The 25,846-nt window shown below is 59.5% G+C and carries 24 protein-coding genes and 1 tRNA gene; 16 read left to right on the forward strand and 9 right to left on the reverse strand.

Annotated features, from left to right (window positions below):
- Positions 1 to 132: 132 nt before the first annotated feature.
- The 4 genes from LDB26_RS09150 (at position 133) to LDB26_RS09165 (ending at position 3,949) form a co-directional block, all read left to right on the forward strand.
- Complete coding sequence (locus LDB26_RS09150; RefSeq protein WP_257541826.1) at positions 133 to 1,296, forward strand: aspartyl protease family protein; 1,164 nt, start codon at positions 133 to 135, stop codon at positions 1,294 to 1,296.
- 284 nt (positions 1,297 to 1,580) lie between these two features.
- Positions 1,581 to 1,892, forward strand: coding sequence for a hypothetical protein (locus LDB26_RS09155; RefSeq protein ID WP_257541829.1), 312 nt, complete (start codon positions 1,581 to 1,583; stop codon positions 1,890 to 1,892).
- Between the two features lie 21 nt (positions 1,893 to 1,913).
- Complete coding sequence (locus LDB26_RS09160; protein WP_257541830.1) at positions 1,914 to 2,300, forward strand: MarR family transcriptional regulator; 387 nt, start codon at positions 1,914 to 1,916, stop codon at positions 2,298 to 2,300.
- Entirely contained in the window at positions 2,297 to 3,949 is a 1,653-nt protein-coding gene (locus tag LDB26_RS09165; protein WP_257541831.1) for a recombinase family protein, read from the forward strand. The genes LDB26_RS09160 and LDB26_RS09165 overlap by 4 nt, the downstream gene beginning before the upstream one ends.
- Here the strand turns inward: LDB26_RS09165 and LDB26_RS09170 are convergent.
- Positions 3,917 to 4,006 (reverse strand) — tRNA-Ser (locus LDB26_RS09170). The two genes, LDB26_RS09165 and LDB26_RS09170, sit on opposite strands and share 33 nt — an antisense overlap.
- 132 nt (positions 4,007 to 4,138) lie before the next feature.
- Between LDB26_RS09170 and LDB26_RS09175 the strand changes: the two genes are divergently transcribed.
- From LDB26_RS09175 to LDB26_RS09215, 9 genes are all read left to right on the forward strand, one after another.
- On the forward strand, positions 4,139 to 5,179 hold the full coding sequence (locus LDB26_RS09175) for a lytic transglycosylase domain-containing protein (protein ID WP_062065710.1): 1,041 nt from the start codon (positions 4,139 to 4,141) through the stop codon (positions 5,177 to 5,179).
- Positions 5,180 to 5,279: 100 nt separating this feature from the next.
- Positions 5,280 to 6,443 carry a D-alanyl-D-alanine carboxypeptidase family protein gene (locus LDB26_RS09180; protein WP_062065712.1) on the forward strand — a complete coding sequence of 388 codons (1,164 nt, stop codon included), beginning with the start codon at positions 5,280 to 5,282 and terminating at the stop codon, positions 6,441 to 6,443.
- Positions 6,440 to 7,066 carry a dTMP kinase gene (gene tmk, locus LDB26_RS09185; RefSeq protein ID WP_062065713.1) on the forward strand — a complete coding sequence of 209 codons (627 nt, stop codon included), beginning with the start codon at positions 6,440 to 6,442 and terminating at the stop codon, positions 7,064 to 7,066. Before LDB26_RS09180 ends, tmk begins: the two co-directional genes overlap by 4 nt.
- On the forward strand, positions 7,063 to 8,031 hold the full coding sequence (locus LDB26_RS09190; RefSeq protein WP_062065714.1) for an AAA family ATPase: 969 nt from the start codon (positions 7,063 to 7,065) through the stop codon (positions 8,029 to 8,031). Before tmk ends, LDB26_RS09190 begins: the two co-directional genes overlap by 4 nt.
- A gap of 73 nt (positions 8,032 to 8,104) precedes the next feature.
- On the forward strand, positions 8,105 to 9,670 hold the full coding sequence (metG, locus tag LDB26_RS09195; protein WP_062065715.1) for a methionine--tRNA ligase: 1,566 nt from the start codon (positions 8,105 to 8,107) through the stop codon (positions 9,668 to 9,670).
- Positions 9,671 to 9,674: 4 nt separating this feature from the next.
- The gene (locus LDB26_RS09200; RefSeq protein ID WP_062065716.1) at positions 9,675 to 10,463 is read left to right on the forward strand and encodes a TatD family hydrolase; all 789 of its coding nucleotides are present in this window, start codon (positions 9,675 to 9,677) and stop codon (positions 10,461 to 10,463) included.
- Positions 10,460 to 11,245 (forward strand): MBL fold metallo-hydrolase, encoded by a 786-nt coding sequence (locus LDB26_RS09205; RefSeq protein ID WP_257541832.1) that lies wholly within the window; start codon positions 10,460 to 10,462, stop codon positions 11,243 to 11,245. The genes LDB26_RS09200 and LDB26_RS09205 overlap by 4 nt, the downstream gene beginning before the upstream one ends.
- Positions 11,245 to 11,874 (forward strand): TIGR02281 family clan AA aspartic protease, encoded by a 630-nt coding sequence (locus tag LDB26_RS09210; protein ID WP_062065721.1) that lies wholly within the window; start codon positions 11,245 to 11,247, stop codon positions 11,872 to 11,874. The genes LDB26_RS09205 and LDB26_RS09210 overlap by 1 nt, the downstream gene beginning before the upstream one ends.
- Positions 11,871 to 13,157: an MFS transporter gene (locus LDB26_RS09215; RefSeq protein ID WP_257541833.1), complete on the forward strand. Its 1,287-nt coding sequence runs from the start codon at positions 11,871 to 11,873 to the stop codon at positions 13,155 to 13,157. Before LDB26_RS09210 ends, LDB26_RS09215 begins: the two co-directional genes overlap by 4 nt.
- 47 nt (positions 13,158 to 13,204) lie before the next feature.
- On the opposite strand, the gene LDB26_RS09220 is transcribed toward LDB26_RS09215, so the two are convergent.
- The gene (locus LDB26_RS09220) at positions 13,205 to 13,822 is read right to left on the reverse strand and encodes a TetR/AcrR family transcriptional regulator (protein WP_257541834.1); all 618 of its coding nucleotides are present in this window, start codon (positions 13,820 to 13,822) and stop codon (positions 13,205 to 13,207) included.
- A 146-nt stretch (positions 13,823 to 13,968) separates the two neighbouring features.
- Here LDB26_RS09220 and LDB26_RS09225 point away from each other — a divergent pair, with 146 nt between their 5' ends.
- From LDB26_RS09225 to mazG, 3 genes are all read left to right on the forward strand, one after another.
- The gene (locus tag LDB26_RS09225) at positions 13,969 to 14,730 is read left to right on the forward strand and encodes a 3-hydroxyacyl-CoA dehydrogenase (protein ID WP_257541835.1); all 762 of its coding nucleotides are present in this window, start codon (positions 13,969 to 13,971) and stop codon (positions 14,728 to 14,730) included.
- Positions 14,727 to 15,515, forward strand: a complete 789-nt coding sequence (locus tag LDB26_RS09230; protein ID WP_257541836.1) for an enoyl-CoA hydratase/isomerase family protein — start codon at positions 14,727 to 14,729, stop codon at positions 15,513 to 15,515. The genes LDB26_RS09225 and LDB26_RS09230 overlap by 4 nt, the downstream gene beginning before the upstream one ends.
- Before the next feature lie 208 nt (positions 15,516 to 15,723).
- Positions 15,724 to 16,503, forward strand: coding sequence for a nucleoside triphosphate pyrophosphohydrolase (gene mazG, locus LDB26_RS09235; protein ID WP_257541837.1), 780 nt, complete (start codon positions 15,724 to 15,726; stop codon positions 16,501 to 16,503).
- 24 nt (positions 16,504 to 16,527) lie between these two features.
- Here mazG and hflX read toward each other — a convergent pair whose 3' ends face one another.
- The 7 genes from hflX to dusB all read right to left on the reverse strand — a co-directional run bounded on the left by hflX (position 16,528) and on the right by dusB (position 25,803).
- Positions 16,528 to 17,853: a GTPase HflX gene (hflX, locus tag LDB26_RS09240; RefSeq protein WP_257541838.1), complete on the reverse strand. Its 1,326-nt coding sequence runs from the start codon at positions 17,851 to 17,853 to the stop codon at positions 16,528 to 16,530.
- A gap of 52 nt (positions 17,854 to 17,905) precedes the next feature.
- Entirely contained in the window at positions 17,906 to 18,391 is a 486-nt protein-coding gene (gene hfq, locus LDB26_RS09245; RefSeq protein WP_257541839.1) for an RNA chaperone Hfq, read from the reverse strand.
- A gap of 125 nt (positions 18,392 to 18,516) precedes the next feature.
- Positions 18,517 to 19,890: a sigma-54 dependent transcriptional regulator gene (locus LDB26_RS09250; protein WP_062065746.1), complete on the reverse strand. Its 1,374-nt coding sequence runs from the start codon at positions 19,888 to 19,890 to the stop codon at positions 18,517 to 18,519.
- Positions 19,880 to 22,135: an ATP-binding protein gene (locus LDB26_RS09255; protein WP_062065748.1), complete on the reverse strand. Its 2,256-nt coding sequence runs from the start codon at positions 22,133 to 22,135 to the stop codon at positions 19,880 to 19,882. The genes LDB26_RS09250 and LDB26_RS09255 overlap by 11 nt, the downstream gene beginning before the upstream one ends.
- A 97-nt stretch (positions 22,136 to 22,232) precedes the next feature.
- Positions 22,233 to 23,678, reverse strand: coding sequence for a nitrogen regulation protein NR(I) (ntrC, locus tag LDB26_RS09260; RefSeq protein WP_257542040.1), 1,446 nt, complete (start codon positions 23,676 to 23,678; stop codon positions 22,233 to 22,235).
- Complete coding sequence (locus LDB26_RS09265) at positions 23,678 to 24,787, reverse strand: nitrogen regulation protein NR(II) (protein WP_062065751.1); 1,110 nt, start codon at positions 24,785 to 24,787, stop codon at positions 23,678 to 23,680. Before LDB26_RS09265 ends, ntrC begins: the two co-directional genes overlap by 1 nt.
- Positions 24,784 to 25,803: a tRNA dihydrouridine synthase DusB gene (dusB, locus tag LDB26_RS09270; RefSeq protein ID WP_257541840.1), complete on the reverse strand. Its 1,020-nt coding sequence runs from the start codon at positions 25,801 to 25,803 to the stop codon at positions 24,784 to 24,786. The genes LDB26_RS09265 and dusB overlap by 4 nt, the downstream gene beginning before the upstream one ends.
- Positions 25,804 to 25,846 lie beyond the last annotated feature (43 nt).

Genomic DNA, 25,846 nt, shown 5'->3' on the forward strand with positions numbered 1-25,846 from the left:
AGACCGCTGCCGATAGAGCGTGTCTTTTGCTTAACATGGTTGACTTGGGTCTCGGATCGAAATCTTCTCGTATGGGAGGAAACGATGATTGGCGTACGCCCTATATTTCGCACGGAAGGAGACCGGACCACCATGCAAAGGCGTGATGTTTTGAGCGGATTTGCGCTCACCCTGATCGCAGGGTTTGCAAGGCCCGTTCTCGCTCAGGAAGGGCGTGTGATCGTCAGCAAGATCGCTCTTCTGGATGGTCGCGTGGTGATGCCGGTGACGATCTCGGGCAACGGGCCATATTTGTTTCTGCTGGACACAGGCGGGGCGGGTAGCCTGATCGATGCGAAGCTCGCTCGCGAGTTGAAGCTCCAATCAACAGGTTCGGTCAGGACGCGCGGTGTCGGCGGCCAAGCCGTGCTCGGCAGTTACACCGCAAGGGACGTCATATTCGGCGGCGGCGCACGCCAACCCGTCGTGTCTCTTTCGGCCATCGACGGAGGTTTCGGTCCTCGTGTGCGCGGCTCATTGGCCGCTGGCATTCTGACGACCGTCGATAGCGATCTCGATATCGAAGCAGGCGAATGGCGAGCCTATCCGGATGGCCGTCCCGAACGTGTTGGCTTTGTGAAGCTGGAACGCGCAATTCGCAGCGACGGTACACTGGGCCGCAACGCTGCTTCGCCCCGCTTGTACGGCGATATACAAGTCAACGGCATGTTCCTCGATTGTCTGCTCGATACAGGCGCGCCAGGTGCCATCTCGATCAGCTACGACAATGCGCGCCGCCTGGGGTTGTGGGATGATGCGCGGCCCTTCACCCCCCAGGCGACAAGCGGGATTGGTGGCAGTGGCGGGATCGGCAGAATCGTGCGGGCCGATAACGCCCAATTTGCCGGTCAGCGTTTCGACCGACCGCTGGTCCTGCTGCGTGGCCCCTCTGATGGCGCGCGGGGTCATGACGGCATCGTCGGTCTGTCTATGCTTCGCGGCTTCAACCTCTCGACGGAAGTCAGGACACGTTCCCTTTGGTTGCAGCGCCATTCCGATGCCGCGACTTTGCCGGAGCGTTATGGAATGTCGGGTCTATGGCTGGAGAACAAAGGGAACGAAATCCGTGTTGCGGTCGTGGGGACCGGCAGTCCTGCCTCGGCGGCCGGTATTCTGGTCGGGGATCGGATTACCGGCCTGGATTTCCGGTCGGCGATTGCGAGCATAACGGGTGCTCCGGGTAAAAGCGTGGAGCTATCCGTCGCGAACGGCGATCAGACGCGATCCGTTCGCTTCGCTTTGACCCCGTTTTTGTGATCGCCGGTGCTGATCGACCGAGCCTCTCCCATGGTGCTGCTCAGTGATGATGCTATGCAGGTTCACCGCATTGCGGTGCGACGAAAAGCTGAAATTCCGAAACCGGCCAGAGCCACACATCCTGTCGCTGCACGGAAAGCAGGTGTTTTTCAGTCATATGCCGGGGTGCCGCCTGTGCATAGGCACGAATGCGGCACGCTACAGGCCGCCGATCTCCCTCCATGCTTCACCTAATTCCGGGGCTTTTGCGCCCCTGAATCCACCAGTGAAGCACGGAGGATGCCATGTGCGCAGAACGCCGCCGCGCCCAGCGAGGCCGCCCAAGACAGCCGGCCCCTGGAACGCTCCCTAACGATCTCTACGACTATAATGATGATCCCGCGCCGCGCATCAGCCCGTCGCGCAGCAGTCCGTATCACATATTCGTGGAAAAGCTGCCCGTCATAGACGACTGGCCTGACGAGGTGCCGATTACCGAGGCCGAAATCCAGGTGTTCGAGCGCTGGTTCGCCGATGTCTTCGACGAGATGTTCGGTTCTCTCGATATGCCAGAAGGCTTGAATATATTATCTCGTGATGATAAGGATAGACCCTGATTTGTAGCATGGGGATATGCCATGACGACACTGAAAGTCGGGATCGCCGACCCGGAGGAAATGAAAGCCCGCACCATGCGGATCGCGCATGGCGAGGAAAAACCAGTGCTCGGCGAACCGACCGTCTGGTTCGCGTCCACCGAATCCTTCGCCCGCCTGCTGTCGGCGGGCAATCGCGACTTGCTGCGCGTCATCCATGAGCAGGAACCCGGCTCGCTGGAGGAGTTGGCGCAGATCACCGGCCGCGCGACACCCAATGTCTCGCGCACGCTCAAGAAGATGGAGAGCTTCGGACTTGTCCGCATGGAGAAGGGCAAGGGCCTCAAGCTGGTTCCCAAAGTCGTTCATGACCGCGTGGAGCTTATCTTGCCCCTGATCGAACGTCCCAGGAAAGGAAGCCGCAAATGAACGCACAATCCCCCAACGTCGCCTTGCGGGCTGCCCTTTATCTGCGTGTCTCGACCGCCAGGCAGGCCGAACATGACGTGTCGATCCCCGACCAGCGCAAGCAGGGCGAAGCCTGGTGCGCGGCGCGCGGCTATCAGCTTGTCGAAATCTTCGTGGAGCCGGGCAACACGGCCACCAACGATCGCCGCCCGGAGTTCCAGCGGATGATCGAGGCGGGCACGTCGAAACCCGCACCGTTTGACGTGGTGTTGGTCCACAGCTTCTCGCGCTTCTTCCGCGATGCCTTTGACATGGAATATTACTATCGCAAGCTCGCCAAGAACGACGTGCGGCTTATCTCCATCACGCAGGAGCTGGGGGACGACCCGATCCACGACATGATGCGGCGGATCATGTCGCTGTTCGATGAATACCAGTCGAAGGAGAACGGCAAGCACGTCACGCGCGCCCTGAAGGAGAATGCACGGCAGGGCTTCTGGAATGGTGCGTTGCCGCCGATCGGCTACCGGATCGCCGCCGCTGAACAGCGCGGGGCCAAGACCAAGAAGAAGTTGGAAATCGACCCGCTGCACGCCGACACGATCCGTCTGATCTATCGGCTCGCTCTGGAAGGTCAGGGCGACAGCGGCCAGATGGGCGTCAAGGCCATCGTCAAGCATCTGAACGCCAAGGGCATCTTCACCCGCGACGGCGGACGATGGGGCATCGGCCAGGTCCACCGCGTCCTGACCCGCCGCACCTACATCGGTGAACATGAGTGGGGAAAGCGCAGCAAACACAATGACCCGCGCGCTCCCGGCGAAATCGTCATCGTCCCGGTGCCCGCCATCATCGAGCGGGAGACCTTCGACGCCGTTCAATCTCTCTTGCAGGCTCGCAACCCCAAGACGGAACTGCCCGCCCGCGTGGTGATCGGGCCAACCTTGCTGACCGGCATCTGCTATTGCGGCAATTGCGGAGGCGCGATGACCATCCGCACCGGCAAGAGCGGCCGCTATCGCTACTATGCCTGCTCGATCAAGGCGCGGCAGGGCGAGACCGGCTGCAAGGGCCGTGCGATCCCCATGGACAAGCTCGACGATATCGTAGTCAACCATATCGAGGACCGCTTGCTCGATCCCGCCCGTCTGGAAAAGTTGCTTGGCAGCATTCTCGGCCGTCGCGAGGATCAGGCCGAGCGCCGCCGCGAACACATCGCCTCTTTGCAGCGGCAGGCGACCGAATCGGAATCGCGCCTCAAGAGGCTCTATGACGCCATCGAGGCCGGTGTCGCCGATCTGGACGACCCGGCGCTCAAGGAGCGGATAGCCGGCCTCAAGGTTCTGCGCGATCAGGCGCGGGCCGACGCCGACCGGGCGCAAGCCCTGCTCGAAAGCCCCGGTCACAGCGCCCTTAGCCCCGCGATGATCGAAGGGTTTGCACGCCGCGCGCGGGAGCGCATTCGCGGCCACGAGGGCGGCTATCGGCGGGATCACCTGCGCGCCCTGGCGCAGCGCGTCGAGGTCGCGGACGATGCGATCCGCATCATGGGATCGAAAACGGAGCTGCTAAAGACGCTTGTTGCCGGTCAAGGGCGGCAATCGGCGGCGATTGGCGTGCCCAGAGGCGGTCTGAAATGGCGGACAGGGTGGGATTCGAACCCACGGTGAGCGTAAACCCACGGCGGTTTTCAAGACCGCTGCCTTAAACCACTCGGCCACCTGTCCGTTGCTTGGCTTCCTAGCGGACGCGTCGAGATTGCCAAGCGCAAAATATGAGGATGCGCTTCATCGCTATTGGGCAAGAAGGGGATTCACCTCACGCCCGCGCTGTGCCAGAAAAGGATGAGGGAGATTCTGATGCGCTCGTCCATCCTTTCGCTATTCATCGGTTTGGCTGTCATGGCCGTTGGTTGCGTCACACCGGCAGCTTCCGCGCAGACGCAGGATGATGCGGCATTCCGCGCCTATCTTGAAAGCCTGCGTCCCAAGGCGCGCGCCATGGGCATTCGCGATGCGACGCTGTCAGGCGTATTCCCGACGCTCACGCCCAATCCGCGCGTCATTCAACTGGACCAGAGCCAGCCTGGCGGCGGCGCCTATTCTCCGATTCCGGCCTTTGAACCTTATCGCGTAAAGCATGTCGATGCCGCGCGGATCAGCAGGGGGCGCACCGCTTATCTATCCAACCGCAGCCGTCTTGCAAGGATCGAGGCGGAAACCGGCGTGCCCGAAGAAATCATGGTCGCCATTTATGGGCATGAAACCAACTATGGTTCCTATACTGGCGATTTCGATCTGATCCGCTCGCTTGCAACGCTTGCATGGGAAGGGCGACGGCGCACATTGTTTGAACCGGAACTGCTTGCGACGCTGAAAATGCTGGACAATGGCGTGCCACGCGGCCGGCTGGTCGGAAGCTGGGCTGGCGCCACCGGCTATCCCCAATTTCTCCCATCGGTTTATCTCCGGCTCGCAAAGGATGGGGATGGCGATGGAAAGGCGGATATCTGGAGCAGCGAAGCCGACGCACTTGCCTCGATCGCCAACTATTTTGTGCATGCCGGCTGGCGTAAAGGGCAACCCTGGGGGATAGCCGTTTCGGTTCCCGCGAATTTCAATCGCGCTTCGGTAGCCGCGCGCACCGCTCCGGCGCGCTGTCCGCGTGTTTTCAATCGGCATAGTCGCTGGCTCAGCATGGCGGAATGGCGGCGGTTGGGGCTTGTTCCCTCAAGGGCGGGGTGGGCGGCCGACAATGTGATGGCCACGTTGCTGGAGCCGGATGGGCCGGGAAAGACGGCCTATCTCCTTACGAGCAATTATCGGGCTATTCTGGACTATAATTGTTCGAATTTCTATGCGTTGTCCGTCGGTTTGCTGGCAGATGCCGTCAAGCAATAATCTCGCCCGTGCGGGGCTTTGAGAACGCTTCAATCATGGCTAATGATATCCGCCTGTTTCCAACCCGATCCATCGAATCCATCCAAGCGAAGGCAGCTTCATGAACAAATCCGTTGCAGCGATCCTTTTTGTCGGCTTGCTCGCTTCGCCGCTGACTGCGGCCGCACCGCCCTATACCAGCGAAGCGCCCATCGCTTATTTGAAGGATTTGTCTTCGGGCGCCGTCCTGTATGACAAGGGCGGAGAGACGCGGATACCGCCCGCCTCCATGGCCAAGATGATGACGGCTCATGTCGCCTTCCGCCTGATCCAGAAAGGCGAATTGAAGCTCGATACCAAATTCACGGTGCGTCCCGAAACATGGCAGAAATGGCATGGCCCGCAGGCCGGCTCCACCATGTTCCTGTCCGTCGGCGAACAGGTGTCCGTCGAAAACCTGCTGCATGGCATCGTAACGCTTTCGGGCAATGACGCATGTGTCGTGCTGGCCGAAGGGATTGCGGGTACGGAGCAGGCTTTCGTTGCCTTGATGAATCAGGAAGGCGAACGCCTGGGTTTGAAGAACAGCCATTTCGGCACCAGCAATGGCTGGCCTGATGAAGGCGTCACCTACGTGACCGCCGAGGATCTGGCAAAGCTGGCGCAGGCCACCATCGAAGAGACGCCCGATCTCTACAAGAGATTCTATGCGACCAAATCCTTCACATGGGGCAAGACCATGGGGGGCGCGGATATTGAGCAAGCGAACCGGAACCCGATCTTGGGCAAGATCGCCGGCGCGGATGGCCTCAAGACCGGACATACGGAAGAGGCTGGATTCGGCTTTACAGGCTCGGCCGAGCAGGATGGGCGGCGCCTCGTCATGGTCGTTGCCGGACTGCCCACTTTCAACGGCCGCATCGCCGAATCCGTCCGTTTCATGGATTGGGGGTTCAAGGCGTGGAAAGCTCAGCCGCTCTTCAAAAAGGGTCAAACCGTCGAAACTGGCGAAGTGCAATTGGGCAGCGCCACAAGCGTTTCCTTGGTGGCGCCGCAAAATCTGGCTGTGACGCTGCCCCGCACAGCATCCTCGAATATCAGCGTGAAGGTCGCCTATAACGGCCCGATCAAGGCGCCGATCAAGAAGGGGGATAAGATCGCCGAACTCATTGTTTCGACCCCGGATACGCCGCCGCAGATCATGCCGCTCGTCGCCGGTGAAGATGTGAGCGAGGCAGGGGTTTTCGGACGGCTCTGGAACGGCCTGAAATCGCTGTTCGGGTGAAGACCGGGCGTTTCATTTCGCTGGAAGGCGGTGAGGGCGTCGGCAAGTCAACCCAGTTGCGCGCTCTGTCGGCGGCTCTGCGTGCACGGGGAATCGACGTTGTGGAAACGCGGGAACCGGGCGGCAGCGCGGGTGCGGAGGCCATCCGCACGCTGCTGTTGACGGGAGCCGCCGATCGCTGGTCACAGCGCGCGGAAGCATTGCTTTTTGCGGCCGCCCGCGCGGATCATGTGGAGAAAACCATTCGTCCGGCCTTACAACGCGGCTCCTGGATATTGTCCGACCGCTTTGTCGACAGCAGCCGCGCCTATCAGGGCATGGGTGAGTTGACGGATGACGACATATTGACGCTGCATCGCATCGGCAGCGCGGGATTGCTGCCCGATCGCACCTTCGCTCTGACGCTGCCTGAAGCGGAAGCGGAAAGGCGCGCCCATATGCGGGACGGCGGCGATACCGATCGTATCGGCGCACGCGACAGCACATTCCATCAGCGGGTCGCGCGATCATTTCGCGGCTTTGCATCGGCGGAATCAGACCGGGTCCGTATCGTGGACGCATCCGGCGCGGCGCAAACCGTAACGATGCGCCTGTTGCAAGGCCTGGATGACCTCCTGCCATGAAATTTCCCCTGGGCCACGATATCCAGGCGCGCCTGCTGCTGGCGGCGGCGGGCAGCGGCCGAATGCATCATGCGTGGATTTTGGCGGGGCCAAAGGGCATCGGCAAAGCGAGTTTCGCGCGGGGCATCGCCATGCGGCTGCTCGCCGATGCCGCCGGTCCACCCGTTGTCGAGCAGGGCTTCGGCGTTCCGGAGGGGCATCCCATCCGGGCGCTGTTAGAGGCGAATGCCCATCCCGACTATGCTGAGTTGACCCTGCTGGAAAAGGATGGCGTCTTTGCGCGCAATATCAGCGTGGATCAGGTTCGGAGCCTTCAGCGCCTGATCCAATCGGCTCCGTCCCTGTCCGCGCGGCGTATTGTCGTCATCGACAGCGCTGACGATCTGGAGCGAAGTGCGGCCAACGCCCTGCTCAAAAATCTTGAGGAACCACCTACGGACATGGTGTTTCTGCTGGTTTCCCATGCGCCCGGTCGCCTGTTGCCGACGATCCGGTCCCGTTGCCGCACATTGCGTTTCGCTCCTTTGCCGGACGACATGATGCGGATGGCGCTTTCCGCGACGGAGGCCAAGCCACAGGAAGCTGAGATCGAATCCCTTCTGTCGATTGGTGAAGGCTCGCCCGGCAAGGCGCTGCGCTATGCCGGCCTCAATCTCGGTGAGATGGAGGGGTTGTTGCATGCGATCATGACGAAGGGCGATGGCGATAACCAACAGCGTCTGGCACTCGCGAAAATGCTGTCCGGCAAGCCCGCGCGACCCCGCTATGAGGCTTTTCTGGAACGCGCCCCCGCGTTCATCGCGCAGGCGGCGCGTTCTCGTAGGGGCGCGGCGCTGGGCAAAGCGCTGGACCATTGGGAAGCGGTGCGGCACCTTGCCGGCGGTGCGGTCATACTTTCCCTGGAGCCCGGAGCGGTGGTTTTCGAGATTGCCGGCCATGTGGCGGCTCTGGCTTCCGAGAACTGACGCAGAGCGGAAAAGCCGCATAGCGACGCCGAGCGGGCTTTCCGCAGCCTGCAACACTCGCTAGGGAAGGCGCATGTCGCAGCAGCCTTACACCATCACGACCGCTATCAGCTATCCCAACGGCCGCCCTCATATCGGCCATGCTTATGAGGTGATCGCTACCGACGCGATCGCCCGTTTCCAACGGATGATGGGCCGGGACGTATTTTTCCAGACCGGCACGGATGAGCATGGCCTTAAAATGGCCCAGACAGCGCGCAATCGCGGCATTGAGCCGACAGAGCTTGCGGATGAAATGTCCGGATATTTCAAAGATATGAACGACAGGTTGAATATCAGCTATGATCGTTTCATCCGCACCAGCGAACCCGATCATCATCATGCAAGCCAAGCCATCTGGCAGGCCATGGAAGCCAATGGCGACCTCTATCTGGGCCGCTATGAGGGATGGTATTCCGTCCGCGACGAAGCCTTTTACGACGAAAAGGAATTGAGCGAAGGAGAGGGAGGACAGAAGCTCTCGCCGCAGGGCACGGCTGTCGAATGGACAGTGGAGGAAAGCTGGTTTTTCCGGCTTTCCGTCTATCAGCAAAAGCTGCTCGACCTGTATAACAGTCAGCCCGATTTCATTCAGCCCGACAGCCGCCGCAATGAAATCATGCGCTTCGTGGAAGGCGGCCTGTCCGATCTCAGCATTTCACGCACCAGCTTCGATTGGGGGGTGAAAGTGCCGGGCAGCGATGGCCATGTCATGTATGTCTGGGTCGACGCGCTCACCAATTATCTTACCGGTTGCGGTTACCCGGACGATGCTGGGCGCATGGCCCGCTATTGGGCGGAAGGCGGCGATATCACGCACATAATTGGTAAGGATATCGTGCGTTTTCATACTGTTTACTGGCCAGCTTTCCTGATGAGCGCAAAATTGCCTTTGCCCAGGCAGGTATTCGGCCACGGCTTCCTCCTGAACCGGGGGGAGAAAATGTCGAAATCGCTGGGCAATGTGGCGGACCCGATGGAACTAGCGGAGCGTTTCGGCGTCGATCAACTGCGCTATTTCCTGCTTTCCGAAGTCACCTTCGGCAATGACGGCAGCTATAGCGCGGAAGCCATTGTCGCCCGCTCCAATAGCGATCTGGCCAACAGTTTCGGCAATCTGGCTCAGCGCACGTTGAGTTTTATCGCGAAGAATCTTGATGGCCGTTTACCCGAACCCGCCGCAGGGGATGAGGATCGGGAACTGCTGAAAGTCGTGGCCGATGGAGCCCATATTTTCCAGACGGCCATGGCGGATCTTGCCCCCTCGGTCGCTATCGAAGCGTGGATGCGCGCCGTTTTCGCCTGCAACGCCTATATCGATGCCCAGGCCCCATGGACGTTGCGTAAGACTGATCCGGCCCGCATGGAAGCGGTTCTCGCCACGCTTTACGAGGCGATCGCTAGCCTTGCCATCATCATCCATCCCGTCATCCCGGCCAGCGCATCCGCCTTGCTGGAGCAAATGGGCGTGCGCGAGGAGGAACGGGATTATGCCGTCATCGGCACGGAATGGTATGCGGCCCTGCGCGCTTCGGGTTTCGCTATCGGCGCTCCCAAGCCGCTCTTCCCGCGGCTGGAACTGACTGAAACGGACGCTTGATATCATGCTGATCGACAGTCATTGCCACTTGAATTACAAGGGGTTGATCGAGGATCAGCACAATGTGCTTGAACGTGCCCGAATGGCCGGCGTCGACCTGATGCTCAATATCGCGACGCGTGAGAGCGAATGGGACGATGTTTTGGGCACAGCGCTTCGCGAACCCGATGTCTGGGCGACCGTGGGCATTCATCCGCACGAAGCCGATGAGCATCCGCATGTCGACACAGCCAAGCTGGTCGAACGGGCCGCCCATCCTCGCGTGGTCGGCATAGGCGAAACCGGGCTGGATTATTATTACGACCATAGCGACCGCGAACGGCAGCAAAAGAGCTTTCGCGCCCACATCGCCGCGTCCCGCGAGACGGGCCTGCCGCTTATCGTTCATACCCGCGATGCGGAGGAGGACACGCTGGCGATCATGCGTGAAGAGATGGGGCAGGGGGCCTATAGCGGCGTCATCCATTGCTTCACGGCCAGCGGAGCCTTTGCCGACGCGGCGTTGGAACTGGGCTTCTACATCAGCATTTCAGGTATCGTGACCTTCAAAAATGCCAGAGACCTTCAGGAAACGGCAGCACGCTTGCCGCAAGGCCGGCTGCTGGTGGAAACGGATTCGCCTTTCCTGGCGCCCGTGCCGCACCGGGGCAAATCCTGCGAACCGGCCTATGTCGCCGATACGGCTCGCTTCCTTGCGCGGTTGAGGAATGAAGATATGGAGGAGCTGGCCAACACGACTTCGGCGAATTTCCTGACCCTTTTCAGCAAGATCGGCAAAAGCTCTTCCTCATGAGCTTCACCCTGACCATATTGGGTTGCGGCACTTCGTCCGGTGTTCCCCGGATCGGGAATGATTGGGGAGCATGCGATCCCGATGAGCCGCGAAATTACCGGACGCGCGTTTCCATCCTGGTCGAAAGCCCGACAACACGTATCCTGATCGATACCTCCCCCGACATGCGCGCGCAATTGCTGGCCGTGGGCATAGCGGATGTGGATGCCGTGCTGTGGACGCACGATCATGCGGACCATTGCCACGGACTGGATGATCTGCGGCAGATCTATCATCACCGCGGCAGTCCGGTGCCGGGCTATGCGCGTGCTGAAACGCTGGCTCAGTTGCGCCGACGCTTTGGCTATGCCTTTGACGGGCACAACGGATATCCGCCCACGATCAAAGGTCATGCGCTCTCCAATCATCTGACCATCGGCGACATCGACATCCGCTGCGTGGACCAGCCGCATGGGGATATCATGTCCACGGGCTTTCGCTTCACCCACGACGGGCATAGCATAGGTTACGCCACGGATTTCCACGAACTGACGGCGGAGATGCTGGCGCTGTATGATCGGCTGGACATATGGGTCGTGGATGCCTTGAGGGCAAAGCCCCATCCGACCCACGCCAATCTGGCCATGACGCTGGAGGGCATCGCCACGGCGCGGCCAAGGCGGGCCATTTTGACGCATATGGACAATAGCATGGATTATGCGACGTTGTGTCGGACGCTGCCGGAGGGCGTGGAGCCCGGCTATGATGGTATGATCGTCGAGTTAAAGGAGAGGGCGTCCTGATGGGCGTGGGAACGGATCAGGCCATGTCGAGCATCTGGTATTTGCTCGCGATTGTCCTTGTCGGTTCCGCTTTGCTGACCCGCCGCATGCCTTTGGGAGCCATGATGCGGATGGCGCTCTTATGGGTCGCCATTTTCGCCATTTTGCTCATGCTGTTTGGTCTGGCCCATAGATCGGGGATTTTCCTGCAGAAAACCGAAGGGCCATCAACGATCCTGGAGGATGAAGGGCGCGCGCCCATGCCCCAGGCCCGCGCAGAGGGCGATCGCATCCGCATACCTGTTTCGTCCGATGGACATTATTGGGTTGAGGGCACCGTTAACGGCGTTCCAACACGATTTTTGATCGATAGCGGCGCAAGCGTCACGGCTTTGTCGCAGCAGGCCGCTCAAGCCGCAGCGCTCAACATCGATCCGGCGCAATCCGCCGTCACCATGATGACGGCCAATGGCCGCGTGAAAGCGCAAAAGTCGCAGATCGCAACGCTGGCGATCGGCCCCATCCGGGCAAGCGACCTCGATATCGTCGTATCGCCAGCCTTTGGCGATGTGAACGTCATCGGCATGAACATGCTTTCCCGGTTGAAAAGCTGGGGCGTCGAAAATGGCGAGATGGTTCTGACCCCATGACCGCTACGCTGACTGAGCGGCAGAGATTGAAGGCGATCATCGGCGGCTCGGCGGGCAATCTGGTCGAATGGTATGACTGGTATGCCTATTCGGCTTTCACCCTCTATTTCGCCCCCCATTTTTTCCCAAGCGAAGACCGCACGGCCCAGTTGCTGAGCGCGGCGGGCATCTTCGCCGTCGGTTTCCTGATGCGCCCGATCGGCGCGTGGTTGATGGGCATCTATGCGGATCGCCATGGCCGCAAAAGCGGCCTTACGCTTTCTGTCGCCCTGATGTGCGCGGGATCATTGTTGATCGCGGTGACGCCCGGTTATGAGAAAATCGGGATGATAGCCCCTCTCTTGCTCATCCTCGCCCGCCTCATGCAGGGCATATCCATCGGCGGTGAATATGGGGCCAGCGCCACTTATCTGTCCGAGATGGCAGGCAGAAGCCGAAGGGGGTTCTTCTCCAGCTTTCAATATGTGACCCTGATCGCGGGGCAGCTCGTTGCGATATGCGTGTTGCTGATATTGCAGCAGATATTGACGGAAGCCCAACTGGATGAATGGGGCTGGCGCATCCCCTTCGCCATCGGGGGAGGGTTGGCTATCGTCGTATTCTGGTTGAGGCGCGGCCTCACGGAGACGCAAAGCTATATCGTTGCCCGATCCGAAGGCGCGCCCAAATCCGGTTTGATGGAGTTGTTGCTACGGCATCCGCGTGAAACGTTGACGGTGATGCTGCTGACCGCCGGAGGAACGATCGCCTTCTACGCCTATTCCATCTACATGCAGAAGTTTCTGGTCAATACCAGCGGCATGACCCGCGAAACCGCTTCGCAGATCAACGGAATCACCTTGTTCGTCTTCATGCTGATCCAGCCCCTTGCCGGAGCATGGTCCGACAGGATCGGGAGAAAACCGCTGATGGTCGGCTTTGGGGTGCTTGGCGTCCTTTGCACCTATCCGATCTTTGCCACTCTGGCCCGGACGACAAATCCATGGGCAGCGGCCATGCTTGTCATGGCGGGGCTTATCATCGTCAGCGGCTACACGTCGATCAATGCCGTCGTGAAAGCGGAACTATTCCCGGCGCATATCCGCGCGCTGGGAGTGGCCTTGCCCTATGCGCTCGCCAACACGCTGTTTGGTGGGACGGCGGAATTTGTCGCCCTCTGGTTCAAGCACAATGACATGGAAAGCGCCTTCTACATCTATGTGACCGTGATGATCGCGATCTCGCTGGCGGTCTATATCCGGATGAAGGATACGGCGAAACACAGCCGCATCCTGGAAGACTGAGCGCCTACATAGCTTTTATTGGCGCATAACAGAAAACCGCCGCGCGATCAGGCGCGCGGATCGAGACCCTTGGTCAATATATCGACCAGCATGACGGCTATCGTTTCAGCGGAAAGCGATCCTTTTGGATCATGCCAGCGCGCGGGCCAATTGAGGGCGCCCGCCAGCGCGAAGGCGGCCATCCGGCTATCAACCGGCGCAATCGAGCCATCGGCCACCGCTTCTTCGATCAACCCGCGCAAGGCCATGTCGATCTCCCGCTTGAGCGCCCGAAAACGGGGGCGGCTTTCAGGCGAAAGGATTTCCTCGCCGGTGCGAATGATGCAGCGGCCGAAATCGTCCATGGTGATCCTGGCATAGCGATGAAGGAAGCGGATCAGCCGATAGCGGCCATCACCCGCTTCCTGCCGAGCTGCCGTCGCCGCTTCGATCAACTGCTCAAGCCCGAGGGTGACGCATTCCAGCAGCACCTGATCCTTGTTCGCCAGATAGTGATAAATCGTGCGCTTCGATATGCCCAGGCTGGCGGCAACATCATCCAGCGATGTGGCATGGAAACCGCGTTCATTGAACATCCTGACCGCTGCGCGCAGCACCGCGTCCCTTTTCGCCGTGCGCTCCTCCGCTTTCTGTGCCGGGCTGCGGAAAGGGGAAACCGATGACATGATAAGTCCTTTATGCTGTGGATCGGACATTGACAGGAAACTTCGAAACCCACAATACACTCATGAGTGCATATTTCACTTTAGCGTTCAAGCTGGCGGTGCCGGGGCCGTCGATCTTTATCGCCTAGCGCATCGGGAGAAAAATTGTGGACATGAAGGATTTGGCGGCCATCGTCACAGGCGGGGCATCGGGTCTGGGCAAGGCAACCGCTGCGATGCTGGCGGCCAATGGCGCGAAAGTCGCGATCTTCGACCTCAATGAAGAAGCGGGCAGGGTCGTCGCGGCGGAGATTGGCGGCAGCTTTGTCAGCGTCAATGTGGCGGATGACGCCAGTGTCGCGGCAGGGTTGAATGTGGCCGAAGCGGCGCATGGCGTCGCCCGCATCCTCGTCAACTGCGCGGGCATCGCCCCTGCAATCAAGACTGTAGGCAAGGAAAATGTGCCGCATCCGCTCGACATCTATCGCAAGACGATTGAGATCAACCTGATCGGCACCTTCAACGTCATCTCCAAATTCGCGGCGCGGGCCGTAACGGCCGCGGAAATCGACGGCGAGCGCGGCGTCATCGTCAACACGGCATCGGTGGCGGCCTATGATGGCCAGATCGGGCAGGCGGCCTATAGCGCCTCCAAGGGCGGTGTCGTGGGCATGACCTTGCCGATCGCCCGCGATCTGGCGCAACACAAGATACGGGTGATGACCATTGCGCCGGGTATCTTCCTGACGCCGATGCTTGAATCCCTGCCGCAGAATGCCCAGGATTCACTGGGCGTGATGGTGCCGCACCCAAGCCGCCTGGGCAAGCCTGCCGAATATGCACAGCTGGTGGAATCCATCCTGCGTAACCCGATGCTGAATGGCGAGGTCATCCGCCTCGATGGCGCCATCCGCATGGCGCCGCGATGACCGGGGATGGCCTGACGCTGACGGTCGAGGAGGGGATCGCCCGGATCACGCTCGACCGGCCCGAAGCGGGCAATGCCATTACCTTGCCGTTGGCGCGGGCGCTGCTGGCCGCCGCGATCCGTTGCGAAAACGATCCGGCGATCCGCTGCATCATGATGACCGGCAATGGACGGCTTTTCTGCGCGGGTGGCGATGTCCAGTTGCTCGCGGGCGCGGGCCAAAATCGCCCGGAGGTATTGAGCGAACTTATCGCCGCGGTCCATGCCGCTGTGCAGCGTCTGGCACGGGGCTCCAAACCCTTGGTAACTCTGGTCAATGGTCCAGCAGCGGGGGCCGGCTTCAGCCTCGCCATATTAGGGGACGTCGTGATCGGTGCGCGATCGGCCCATTTCACCGCCGCTTATGGCGCCATCGGCCTGACGCCCGATGGAGGGCTGAGCTGGCTGCTCCCGCGTTTGGTGGGGTTGCGTAAAGCACAGGACATCATTCTCACCAATCGGCGGATCAAGGCCGATGAGGCGCAGGCCATCGGTCTCGTCACCCGTATCGCCGATGACGAGGCGTTGGCGGAAGAAGGGCTGACCGTGGCCAGGGCGATCGCCGCCGGGCCGGTGGCGGCGCTATCTGCCAGCCGCGCGTTGCTCTACGACAGTTTCGAAACCGGCTTTGAAACGCAACTCGACCGCGAACTCCGCTCCATGGCCGCCGCCGGCGCCAGCGGTGAAAGCGAGGAAGGACTGCGCGCGCTCCTCCAAAAGCAGACGCCTGATTTCAGGAAAGTTTGACCGGGGGTAGTGCTAAATATTAGTCCGATAATATATATTATGTTAAATAAATCCAATTGGTATCGAACACGCCTGCGACCTGTCGCCCCCCTCAATATCCGCCACCATACATAAAACCCGCCTAACCGGGCAAAGCCCTCCCAAATCCATGGCCGTCTCCGCCAAAACCTCTATACATTCTCGTTTTTCTTCTTGGATTCATGTTTCGATGCCAGCCGATCCCAAAGCCAGTCCCGCCGATATCATGCCCCTCGCCGACGTTATGGCGCGCCTGCGCGATCCAGACACCGGCTGTCCTTGGGATTTTCAACAGGACTTCGCCAGCATCGCCCCCTATACGATCGAGGAAGCCTATGAAGTCGCCGACGCGATCGAGCGCCACGACATGGCCAGCCTACGCGATGAACTGGGCGACCTTTTGCTACAAGTCGTTTTCCACAGCCGCATGGCGGAACAGGCTGGCCATTTCCGGTTGCAGGACGTCATTGACGGCATCACCGCGAAGATGATCCGCCGCCATCCCCATGTGTTTGGTGACGCTGTCAATCGTGCGGGCGGTCACGCCCAATGGGAAAGCATCAAGGCCGCCGAACGCGCTGAAAAGGATCCCGATCCGAGCGCGTTGGCGGGCGTAGCCCTTGCCATACCGGCGCTCCTGCGCGCAGAAAAGCTTCAGAAGCGCGCCGCCCGCACCGGCTTCGACTGGCCCGACACAACTGGCGTCGTTGCCAAGATCGCGGAAGAACTGGTCGAGGTCGAAGCCGCCATTGCGCCACAGGACCAGCAGGAAGAAATTGGCGACTTGCTCTTTGCTGTCGTCAATCTGGCCCGTCACATGAAAATCGATCCTGAAGTCGCCCTGCGCGCTGCAAATGCCAAGTTCGAGCATCGTTTCCGGAAGATGGAGGATATGGCCGGTGATGCTTTCGTCGACCTGACCCTCGATGAAAAAGAAGCCCTATGGCAGCGCGCCAAGGGGAAATCTTGAAGAGGCCTGACCGATTGGCGATCTTCAGGTGCGATTCCTTTTGAGGAAACGAGCCAGCGCGGAATCTGACAGTCGAACCTCAATAATCATCTCATCTGCTTCCGGGCGGATCGAAAGAACCTCGCCATGCTCGTGCAGCCAAGCAAGCGCAGCGCCGTCGGCGGAAGACACCCGCAGGACATGAACGGCTGCGCCTGCCGTCATCAGGTTACCGATCGTCCGCTGAAGCGTATCGATGCCTTCACCGGTCAGGGCGGACAGGATAACAACATCATTCCGCCGCTCCGCAATCTCGCGCGTAGCAGCGGCCGTTTCTTGATCGAGGAGATCGAGTTTGTTCCATGCCTCGATAATAAGAGGCGGACCATCACTCGCCTCCTCTGCGCTTTCGCCGGTCACGCCCAACTCGCGCAGCACATCCATCACGTCTTCGCGCTGCGCTTCGGTATCGGGATGCGCGATGTCGCGCACATGGATGATAAGATCGGCGGACAGCACTTCCTCCAGCGTCGCACGAAAGGCCGCGATCAACTGGGTCGGAAGATCGGACACAAAGCCAACTGTGTCGGACAAGATCGCCTTGTCCAATCCGGGTAGGGCAATCTGCCGCATTGTGGGGTCCAGCGTCGCAAACAGCAAATCCTGCGCCATGACGTCCGCGCCGGTGAGCCGGTTAAACAGAGTCGACTTTCCCGCATTGGTATAGCCCACCAGCGCGATCACCGGCCAGGGCGCTCGCTGCCGCCGCGCTCGATGTAAGCCACGCGTACGCGTCACCTGATCCAGCTCACGGCGGATTTTCGCCATGCGATCACGGATCATGCGCCTGTCCGCTTCGATCTGCGTCTCCCCTGGACCGCCAAGGAAGCCGAACCCGCCCCTCTGCCGCTCAAGGTGAGTCCAACTCCGGACCAGCCTGCCCGCCTGATAGTCGAGATGAGCAAGTTCGACCTGCAACCGCCCTTCATTGGTCGCTGCACGTTCTCCGAAAATTTCGAGGATCAAGCCGGTGCGATCAATTACTTTAACCGATGTCGCCTTTTCCAGATTGCTCTGCTGGACAGGGCTGAGGGCATTATCGACGATGATCAGTTCAGCCTGCTTTGCCTGGGCAAGCGCGGAGATGCCATCCACCTGCCCGCTACCGAACAGCGTCGCCGGCTTGCGGTCGCGAACGCGGAAGGCCTGGGCCGCGCAAACGTCGATACCGATCGCCAGCGCAAGGCCTTTGGCTTCTTCAAGCCGCGCATCGCTGTCCCGCCGTTCTGCGCCCTGCGTTTCCGCGCGCACGACAATCGCGCGGGCACCGCGGGTGACTTCATCGGATGAATCGCGATTGAAGGTCGCCATGCGAACCTAAACGCCGCGCAACTGAGTCAGACGGACAGTAATGACCAAAGGATCAATCTTCACCTTCACCGGACAAATCTATCGCATGGAGCGGCTGCACCGTGGAGATGGCATGCTTGTAGACAAGCTGGACCATGCCGTCGCGTTCCAGCAACATGCAAAACAGATCGAACGCCGCGATCTCACCTTGTAACATGACGCCATTCACGAGAAACATCGTAACCGGACTGCCGGATGTCCGAACCGCGTTGAGGAATATCTCCTGCAACAAGCGCTGTTTGCCGTTTCCATCACCAGCCTTGCGGATATCCGCCAGATCCATGGGCTGCGCGGGCATGATGGTCGAGATCGCATGCTTGTAGACAAGCTGCGATTGGCCGTCGCGGCGCAACAGCACGGAGAAATTATCGAACCAAGTGATGATGCCCTGCAGCTTGACGCCCTTGACCAGGAACATGGTCACCGGAGTCTTGCTCTTACGCAGGTTGTTCAGGAAAATATCCTGCAGATTGTTCACTTTATCGGCCATGGTCTTCACCGGTCCTTTATTGGCGGGACGTTGCCCGCACGCGCATCCCTGGGCAGGATGTCTTGCCTGCCTCCGCCAATCGGAAGCAAAGAGACGTTACTGCAATTGCGAAGGGTCGTCCACCCAGCATCCCATCAGCTATCCTTGCCTTCGGTGATACCCAACAGCTTGAGCTTGCGATGGAGGGCTGACCGTTCCATTCCAATGAATGTGGCGGTGCGGGAGATGTTTCCAGAAAAGCGCCTGATCTGGATACGCAGATACTCGCGTTCAAAGCTCTCACGCGCTTCCCGCAGCGGAGCGCCCATGATGGCGGACTGACCGATTCCTTCATCCCCGGCATTGCTGGTCAACTCTGCGGGCAGCATATCCAATTCGATGCGGCCAATCCGGTCACCCGGCGCCAGAATCATCGTGCGTTCAATCACATTACGCAACTGACGGACATTCCCCGGCCATTCGTTCGCCTGCAGGGCTGCCATGGCGTCACTGGCGATCTCGGGAGAAGGCACACGGCGATCAGCCGCGAACCGGGCCAAATAATGTTCGACCAGGGGCGGAATGTCGTCGCGCCGCTCGGCCAAGGGCGGAATCGTCAGCGGCACGACATTCAGGCGATAGAACAGATCCTCGCGAAAACGCCGCTCTTCGATTTCAATCGCGAGGTCGCGCGCCGTGGAGGATATGACCCGGACATCCACCTTGACCTGCCTTTGTCCACTGACGCGGGTAAAGCTCTGGTCTGTCAGGACGCGCAGGATCTTGCCCTGCGTCGTGAGCGGCATGTCGGCAATTTCGTCGAGATACAGGGTACCGCCATGTGCCTGCTCAAGATAACCAGGCCGGACCAGGCCGCTGGCATCTTCCACGCCGAACAATTCTTCCTCGACTCTGTCGGGGTCCATACGGGCCGCAGCCACAATGATGAACGGCGCATCGGCACGCCCGCTCCAGCTATGCAACATACGGGCAGCGACTTCCTTGCCCACGCCTGCGGGACCGGAAATAAGAACCCGGCTGCCCGTACCCGCGACTTTCTTGATCGTGGCGCGGACGGCATTGATAGCTGCCGAGGTTCCGGTCAGCTCGTCGTCCTGACCGAAACGGGCGCGCAAGACCTGATTTTCCCGTCGCAGCCGTTCCGTCTCCGTCGCACGAGAGACCAGATGCAAAAGCCGGTCAGCCTCGAACGGTTTTTCGATGAAATCCGTTGCACCCTTGCGGATCGCGGCAACGGCCGTGTCGATATTGCCATGGCCGGAAATCATGAGAACCGGAATAGTGGCATCGCGCCGCTTGATTTCGTCCAGAAGATCAAGGCCATCCATACGCGACCCCTGAAGCCAGACATCAAGCAGGACGAGCGAGGGACGCCGGGAATCCAGCGCCTCGATGGCGGCATCGCTATGCGCGGCCGTCCGGGTCGTAAACCCTTCATCTTCCAGGACGCCCGCGACCAGATCGCGAATATCCTCTTCATCGTCCACTATCAGAATATCAAGCGCCATTGGCCGTCACTTTTCCTTTAGGCAGGGTTATCACCTGCTCTTCTTCCAGTTTTTCCAGCGCCGCGATCGGGAAGTGCAGGGTAACCCGCGCGCCCCCGCCTTCGGCGTCGTCGAAGCGGATTTCGCCCATATGCTCCTCGACAATCTTCTTGACGATGGCGAGGCCCAAACCCGTCCCTTTCGAACGAGTGGTCATATAGGGTTCCAATATCCGGTCACGCTCCGGCGGGAGGCCGATACCATCGTCACGGACTTCCACGACAAGATTCTCGCTCTCCCGCGTCAATGACATGCACACATGTCCGCGCACTTTTCCTTCATCGGATGCGGCTTTTGGTTCAATTGCTTCAACAGCATTTTTCACAATGTTCGTCAAAGCTTGCCCTAGCTGGCGACGGTCGCATACGAGTTCTGCATCTTCGACATCCGACATGAACTGGAACCGGATATCGGGATGCGCCACCTCATGCAGGAAGAGGGCGTGGCGGGCTATATCACCTACAGCCTCCCGACGAAAAACCGGTTTGGGCATGCGCGCGAAGGAGGAAAACTCATCAACGATACGGCGAAGATCTCCAACCTGCCTGACAATCGTTCCGGTGAGACGGGAAAATGTTGCCTTATCGCTGCTGATCTCCTCCGCATAGCGACGCTGCAAACGCTCGGCCGCAAGCTGGATCGGCGTCAGAGGATTCTTGATTTCATGCGCGATACGACGCGCGACGTCCGACCATGCTGCTCGCCGCTGATCAGAAAGCTGCTGCGTGATGTCGTCAAATGTGAGAATGTGGCTGGAAGCATCGGCGGAAACTTTCACCGCCAATGTGCGGATGTCCGTATTGGCGCGCACCTGCACGATCCCGGCATCATCATTGGACGCAATCATCTCCGCCAGTTCCGGTGCCAGTTCGGCCAGGGGACGCCCAACCGGGTCGTCGCCATCCTGCGCCAGGATCGCGGCCGCGGAACTGTTGAGCAGTTGAATTATGCCCTGTCGGTCCACCGAAAGAACGCCAGCGCTCACACCGGAAAGAATGGCTTCGATAAAGGCGCGGCGTTCGTCAAGCTGGCTGTTCGCCGCCACCAGTGCTCCCGTCTGCGCCTCCAGCCTCTGCGTCATTCGATTGAAGGCTGATGCGAGCGTGCCGATTTCATCCCGGCTGGACGGACTTGTAACCCGGGCGGAAAGGTCGCCCGCCGTGATGCGCCGCGCCGCATGGACAAGCTCATTGACTGGCCGAACCATCCAGTCGGCAACGGCCAGTGCAATATATACCGCGATACCTACCAGAAGCAGCGACCCAACAAATAACGCCATATTGAAACGAAGCTGGAGCGCCCGCGATTGCGCGGCAAAAAGGTCATAATCCGCCAGAACCTTTTGCGCCCGCTCAACGTTGCTGAAGGCGGATGAACCGGAATCCCGCGTGGCATAGAGATAAATACGTCGTCCCGGATAAAGTAGCGTTACGGCTTCGATCTGATTGGGCTTGGCCTCCACAACGACATTCTCGCCCGCCGCGAGCTTTTTCACGACTGTAGAGGACAACATCTCGGCTGCGGGACGGCTATCGGGATCGACCGTGGCGGCGGTGCGGGCGACGCCGTCTTTGCCTACCTCAATGATGGCGGAGCGGTTCAGCTTCCGCGTAACAACCTGGTAGATATATCCTTCGGCAAAGCGCGGGCTCGAAACTTCGGACTGGTTGAGGTAATCGCGCAAGTCTCCAGCCATGGTGACCGTTTCATCGCCGACTTCACGCAGGTTCTGTTCATAATATCCGCGCGCCAGATCCGTGGCGTTCTGAAGCATGCCGCGGGCACTGTCCGAAAACCAGAATTGCACGCCATATTGGAACAGAAGCGAAGCGAAGATCACGACCAGCAACATGGGGACGCTGGCAACGATGGAGAACATGGCAACCAATCGGACATGCAGTTGTCCGTCGCTGCCTATGGCCGATTGTGCCGCGCGCCGCTTTGCAACCCTTCGCCCCAACAGCACCAACAGTGCGATCGCAGGTACCAGATTGGCGACCAGCAGGAGCGCAACGATGGGTGGTGTGAGCAGCGTATAGGATTGCCCCTGTCCGGAAAGAAGATGATATGTCAGCCCCGCCACGGCAAGGAAAAGCAAAAGCGTAGTAATTTCCACAAGGGAGATAAGGCGACCATTACGCGCAAACCGGCGAAGATATTTCTTCACCGTCGAAGCCCCGGCGGGCATATTTCTCGCGCTGTCCATAGTGGCTTTGTTACAACAATAATGTGCCCGATCAAACACAGGATTCGTCTGCCGAGCCGCCGCTTGTCGAACGCTATCCTCAGTTCATCCTATGCGATCAGTCGTTCAAGCGCAGTTGCAACGGGTCCAGACCATAATCCGTCAGCTTCTTGCGCAACGTGTTGCGATTTATACCCAGAAGACCCGCTGCACGGAGTTGATTTCCATCCACCCGCGCCAGCGTTTCCTGAAAAAGAATGGGTTCCACCACTGACAGCAGATCATCGTGAAGATTGCGGTTGGGTTCGGACAGCCCGATGCTGAGCTGACGCTTTGCCCATTCTCTCACCGACTGCGCGAGTTGCTCGGTCGGCGCTGTAAAATCGGTGGGCACAGCATCCAGCGGCAGTGCATTCCTCAATATATCCGCGGCGATCACATTTTCCCGGCTCAGTACCGCCAGCCGTTGCATGAGATTCTGCAATTCACGGACATTGCCGGGCCAATGATAGAGCATCAGCAACTGTGCAGCTTCATCGGACAGCGATTTGCGGGGAAGCCCCTCCAGCGCGGCCTGGTCCAGAAAATGCCGGGCCAATAGCATGACATCCTCCCTGCGTTCGCGCAAAGGCGGCAACGAGATGGGCACGACATTCAGCCTGTAATAGAGATCCTGTCGAAAACGGTTCTCCTCAATCAATTCCGGCAAATCCTTATTGGTCGCGGCGATGATCCGGACATCGACACGCACAGGCTTCGACCCGCCAACCGTCGTGACCTCGCCCGACTGCAACACTCGCAGCAATCGCGTCTGCGCTTCCATCGGCATGTCGCCGATTTCGTCGAGAAACAATGTGCCGCCCTGTGCCTGCTCGAATTTGCCAGCTGTCCGGCTATGGGCTCCTGTAAAGGCCCCTTTTTCATAACCAAACAGTTCCGCTTCTATCAGTTCGCGCGGAATGGCGGCCATGTTGATGGCCACAAACGGCTTTGTCCGCCGCTGACCCAGGCTATGTATGGCTTCGGCAACCAATTCCTTGCCCGTTCCAGATTCGCCCAGGACAAGAATAGTGAGATCATTGGAAAGCACGCGCGCTATGGTGCGGTAAACCTCCTGCATGGCCGGCGACCGACCCACAAGCGGCAATCCGTCATGCGGAAGATGGGATTCTCCAGCGTCCGCGCTTCCATCCTCCTTCATCCGCAGTGCATCGGAAACCGCGCGAGTCAATTCGTTTAGATCGAAAGGCTTGGGCAAATATTCGAACGCGCCTTTTTCGGTCGCCCGGATTGCCGTGTTCAACGTATTTTGTGCAGACAGGATGATGACATGCAGTTCGGGCCAACGGCCAAGGATGCCGGCGACATCCTCCAGCCCATCACCGTCCGGTAACATGACGTCCGTTATCAGCACATCGGGGGCAAAGCTTTCCAGCAATTCTGTCCGCTGGCGAATGGACGAGACGGTCTTCACCTTGTGCCCCTGCCTGCGGAGGGCCTCCCCGACCACGACACAGATTGCCGGATCGTCATCGACCACCAATACCGATCCCGTTTTCCGCATCATGCCACTCCCATGGGCAGCAGGATACGGAAGGTGGATTCGCCAGCCTCCCGATTTCGCGCATATTGGACGATGCCGTTCATGTCGCGCACCAACTTGTCGACCAGAGCAAGGCCAAGCCCCTGCCCGTCTCGCTTTCCCGTGACGAAAGGATTGAAAAGATGATCCAGAATATGATCGGGGACGCCAGGACCATTATCCACCACCAGAATTTCGATGGGAAGCGCCGCGCTCCCCTTCCCCCCCTCTACGACGACCGAAACTCCATGCCGGAACGCCGTTTCCACCCTGATCCAGGGCTGATCTACCTGCTCCAGCGCTTCCGCGGCGTTCTTCAGAAGATTCAGCATAACCTGAACCAGCGCGTCGTCGTTCATATTGGCAAAAGGCAATGACGGGTCATAACGCTTTATAATATCGATGTTTCTTGCAAATCCCGCACGGGATATCTGCGTCGCGCGGTCAATGAGTGGGTAGATGTTCCCTGGCCGACATTCCAAGAGGCGATCTGACGTAAAATCCTGCATCCGGTCAATCAGTGCCGCGATGCGATCGACCTCATTGCAGATCAATTGAGTCAGCGCAGAATCCCGGCCATCATTGCCGGACTCTATCAATTGCGCTGCCCCCCTGATGCCCGAAAGGGGGTTCTTGATCTCATGTGCAAGGATGGCGGCTGCGCCCATGGCAGAACGCGCTCCGCCGGACGTTGCATGACGACCGATTTTTCGGGCCTGGCTCTGGCTGTGAAGAGAGACGATCCGCCAACCTTCGTGATCGACAATGGGAGCGATCATCAGGTCGACCTCCATTTCGGCGGTTCGCCCGGCATGGACCTTCACATCATAGGCCGCGATGGGCTTGTTGCTATGCCATATATCAAAAGGCGCGCCCGTTCCCGCCATACGGACCGTCCTTGCAATATCGCTGCCCACAATCGCCGCCCGCGCCATGTTGAACAAGGTTTCGGCGCGCACATTGGCGTCGGCGATACTGTTATCCGGACGCACCACCAAGGTAGCGACAGGAAGCGCTGTCATCAGTTCGGAAAGGGCCGGACCGTCCTGCTGCGTCCATTGCGGCGGGATAGACGCAGCGGCCATGGTCATGCAGCCTTGCGCGCCTCGCCAGCTTGTTCGGCAGCCATCAGTGGCTCATAAAAGCGAGCGAGCATATCCAACACCTTATCACCGTCCGGTTCCTGGTTCACCGCGTTGCGGAACTCTGCCGAACCAGGAAGGCCCTTGGTATACCACCCGATATGCTTGCGGGCCATATTGACCCCCGTCATCCTGTCGTAATGCTTGAGCATTGCAATATAATGCTCTGTAATAATTTGATATTGTTCGCAGATTGATGGATCGGGCCGCCGCTGTCCGGTAGCAAAGAAGTGCATCACCTGCCCGATCAGCCAAGGACGACCATAAGCCCCGCGGCCGATCATGACTCCGTCAGCGCCACTTTGTTCAAGGGCCGTTTCCGCATCCTCTATCGAACAGATGTCGCCATTCACTATGACAGGCAGGGAAACGGCTTCCTTCACCTTGCGTACAAAGGCCCAATCCGCCGAGCCCTTATACATTTGGCATCGAGTGCGTCCATGGACGGTGATCATGCGCGCGCCCAGATCCTCCGCGATGCGGGCCAGCTCCGGGGCATTGAGGCTGGCATGATCCCATCCCATCCGCATCTTGACCGTCACGGGTACGTCGACTGCCTTCACCGTGGCTTCGATCAGCGCCGCCGCCAGTGGCAGATCCCGCATAAGCGCGCTCCCTGCATCGCCATTCACGACTTTCTTCACCGGACATCCCATGTTGATATCGATGATGGCCGCGCCGCGATCTTCATTCAGCTTGGCTGCCTCCGCCATTTCGACCGGCGAGCATCCCGCAAGCTGCATGGATACCGGCTCTTCCACCGGGTGCCATGCCGCCTTTTGCAAGGATTGGCGCGTTTCGCGAATCATCGCCGCCGATGCGATCATTTCCGTCACATTCAGCCCTGATCCATAGCGACGGACAAGCGTGCGGAACGGCATGTCAGTCACGCCCGTCATTGGGGCGAGAACGACAGGCATATCGATCGTTACCGGACCGATGGCGATAGGAGAAAGTCTGCACATGATGATATTGCCTAAAAAACAGGCAAAGCCCCTACCCCAAAAT

The organism is Sphingobium sp. CFD-1 (assembly GCF_024611115.1).
Classification (GTDB): domain Bacteria; phylum Pseudomonadota; class Alphaproteobacteria; order Sphingomonadales; family Sphingomonadaceae; genus Sphingobium; species Sphingobium baderi_A.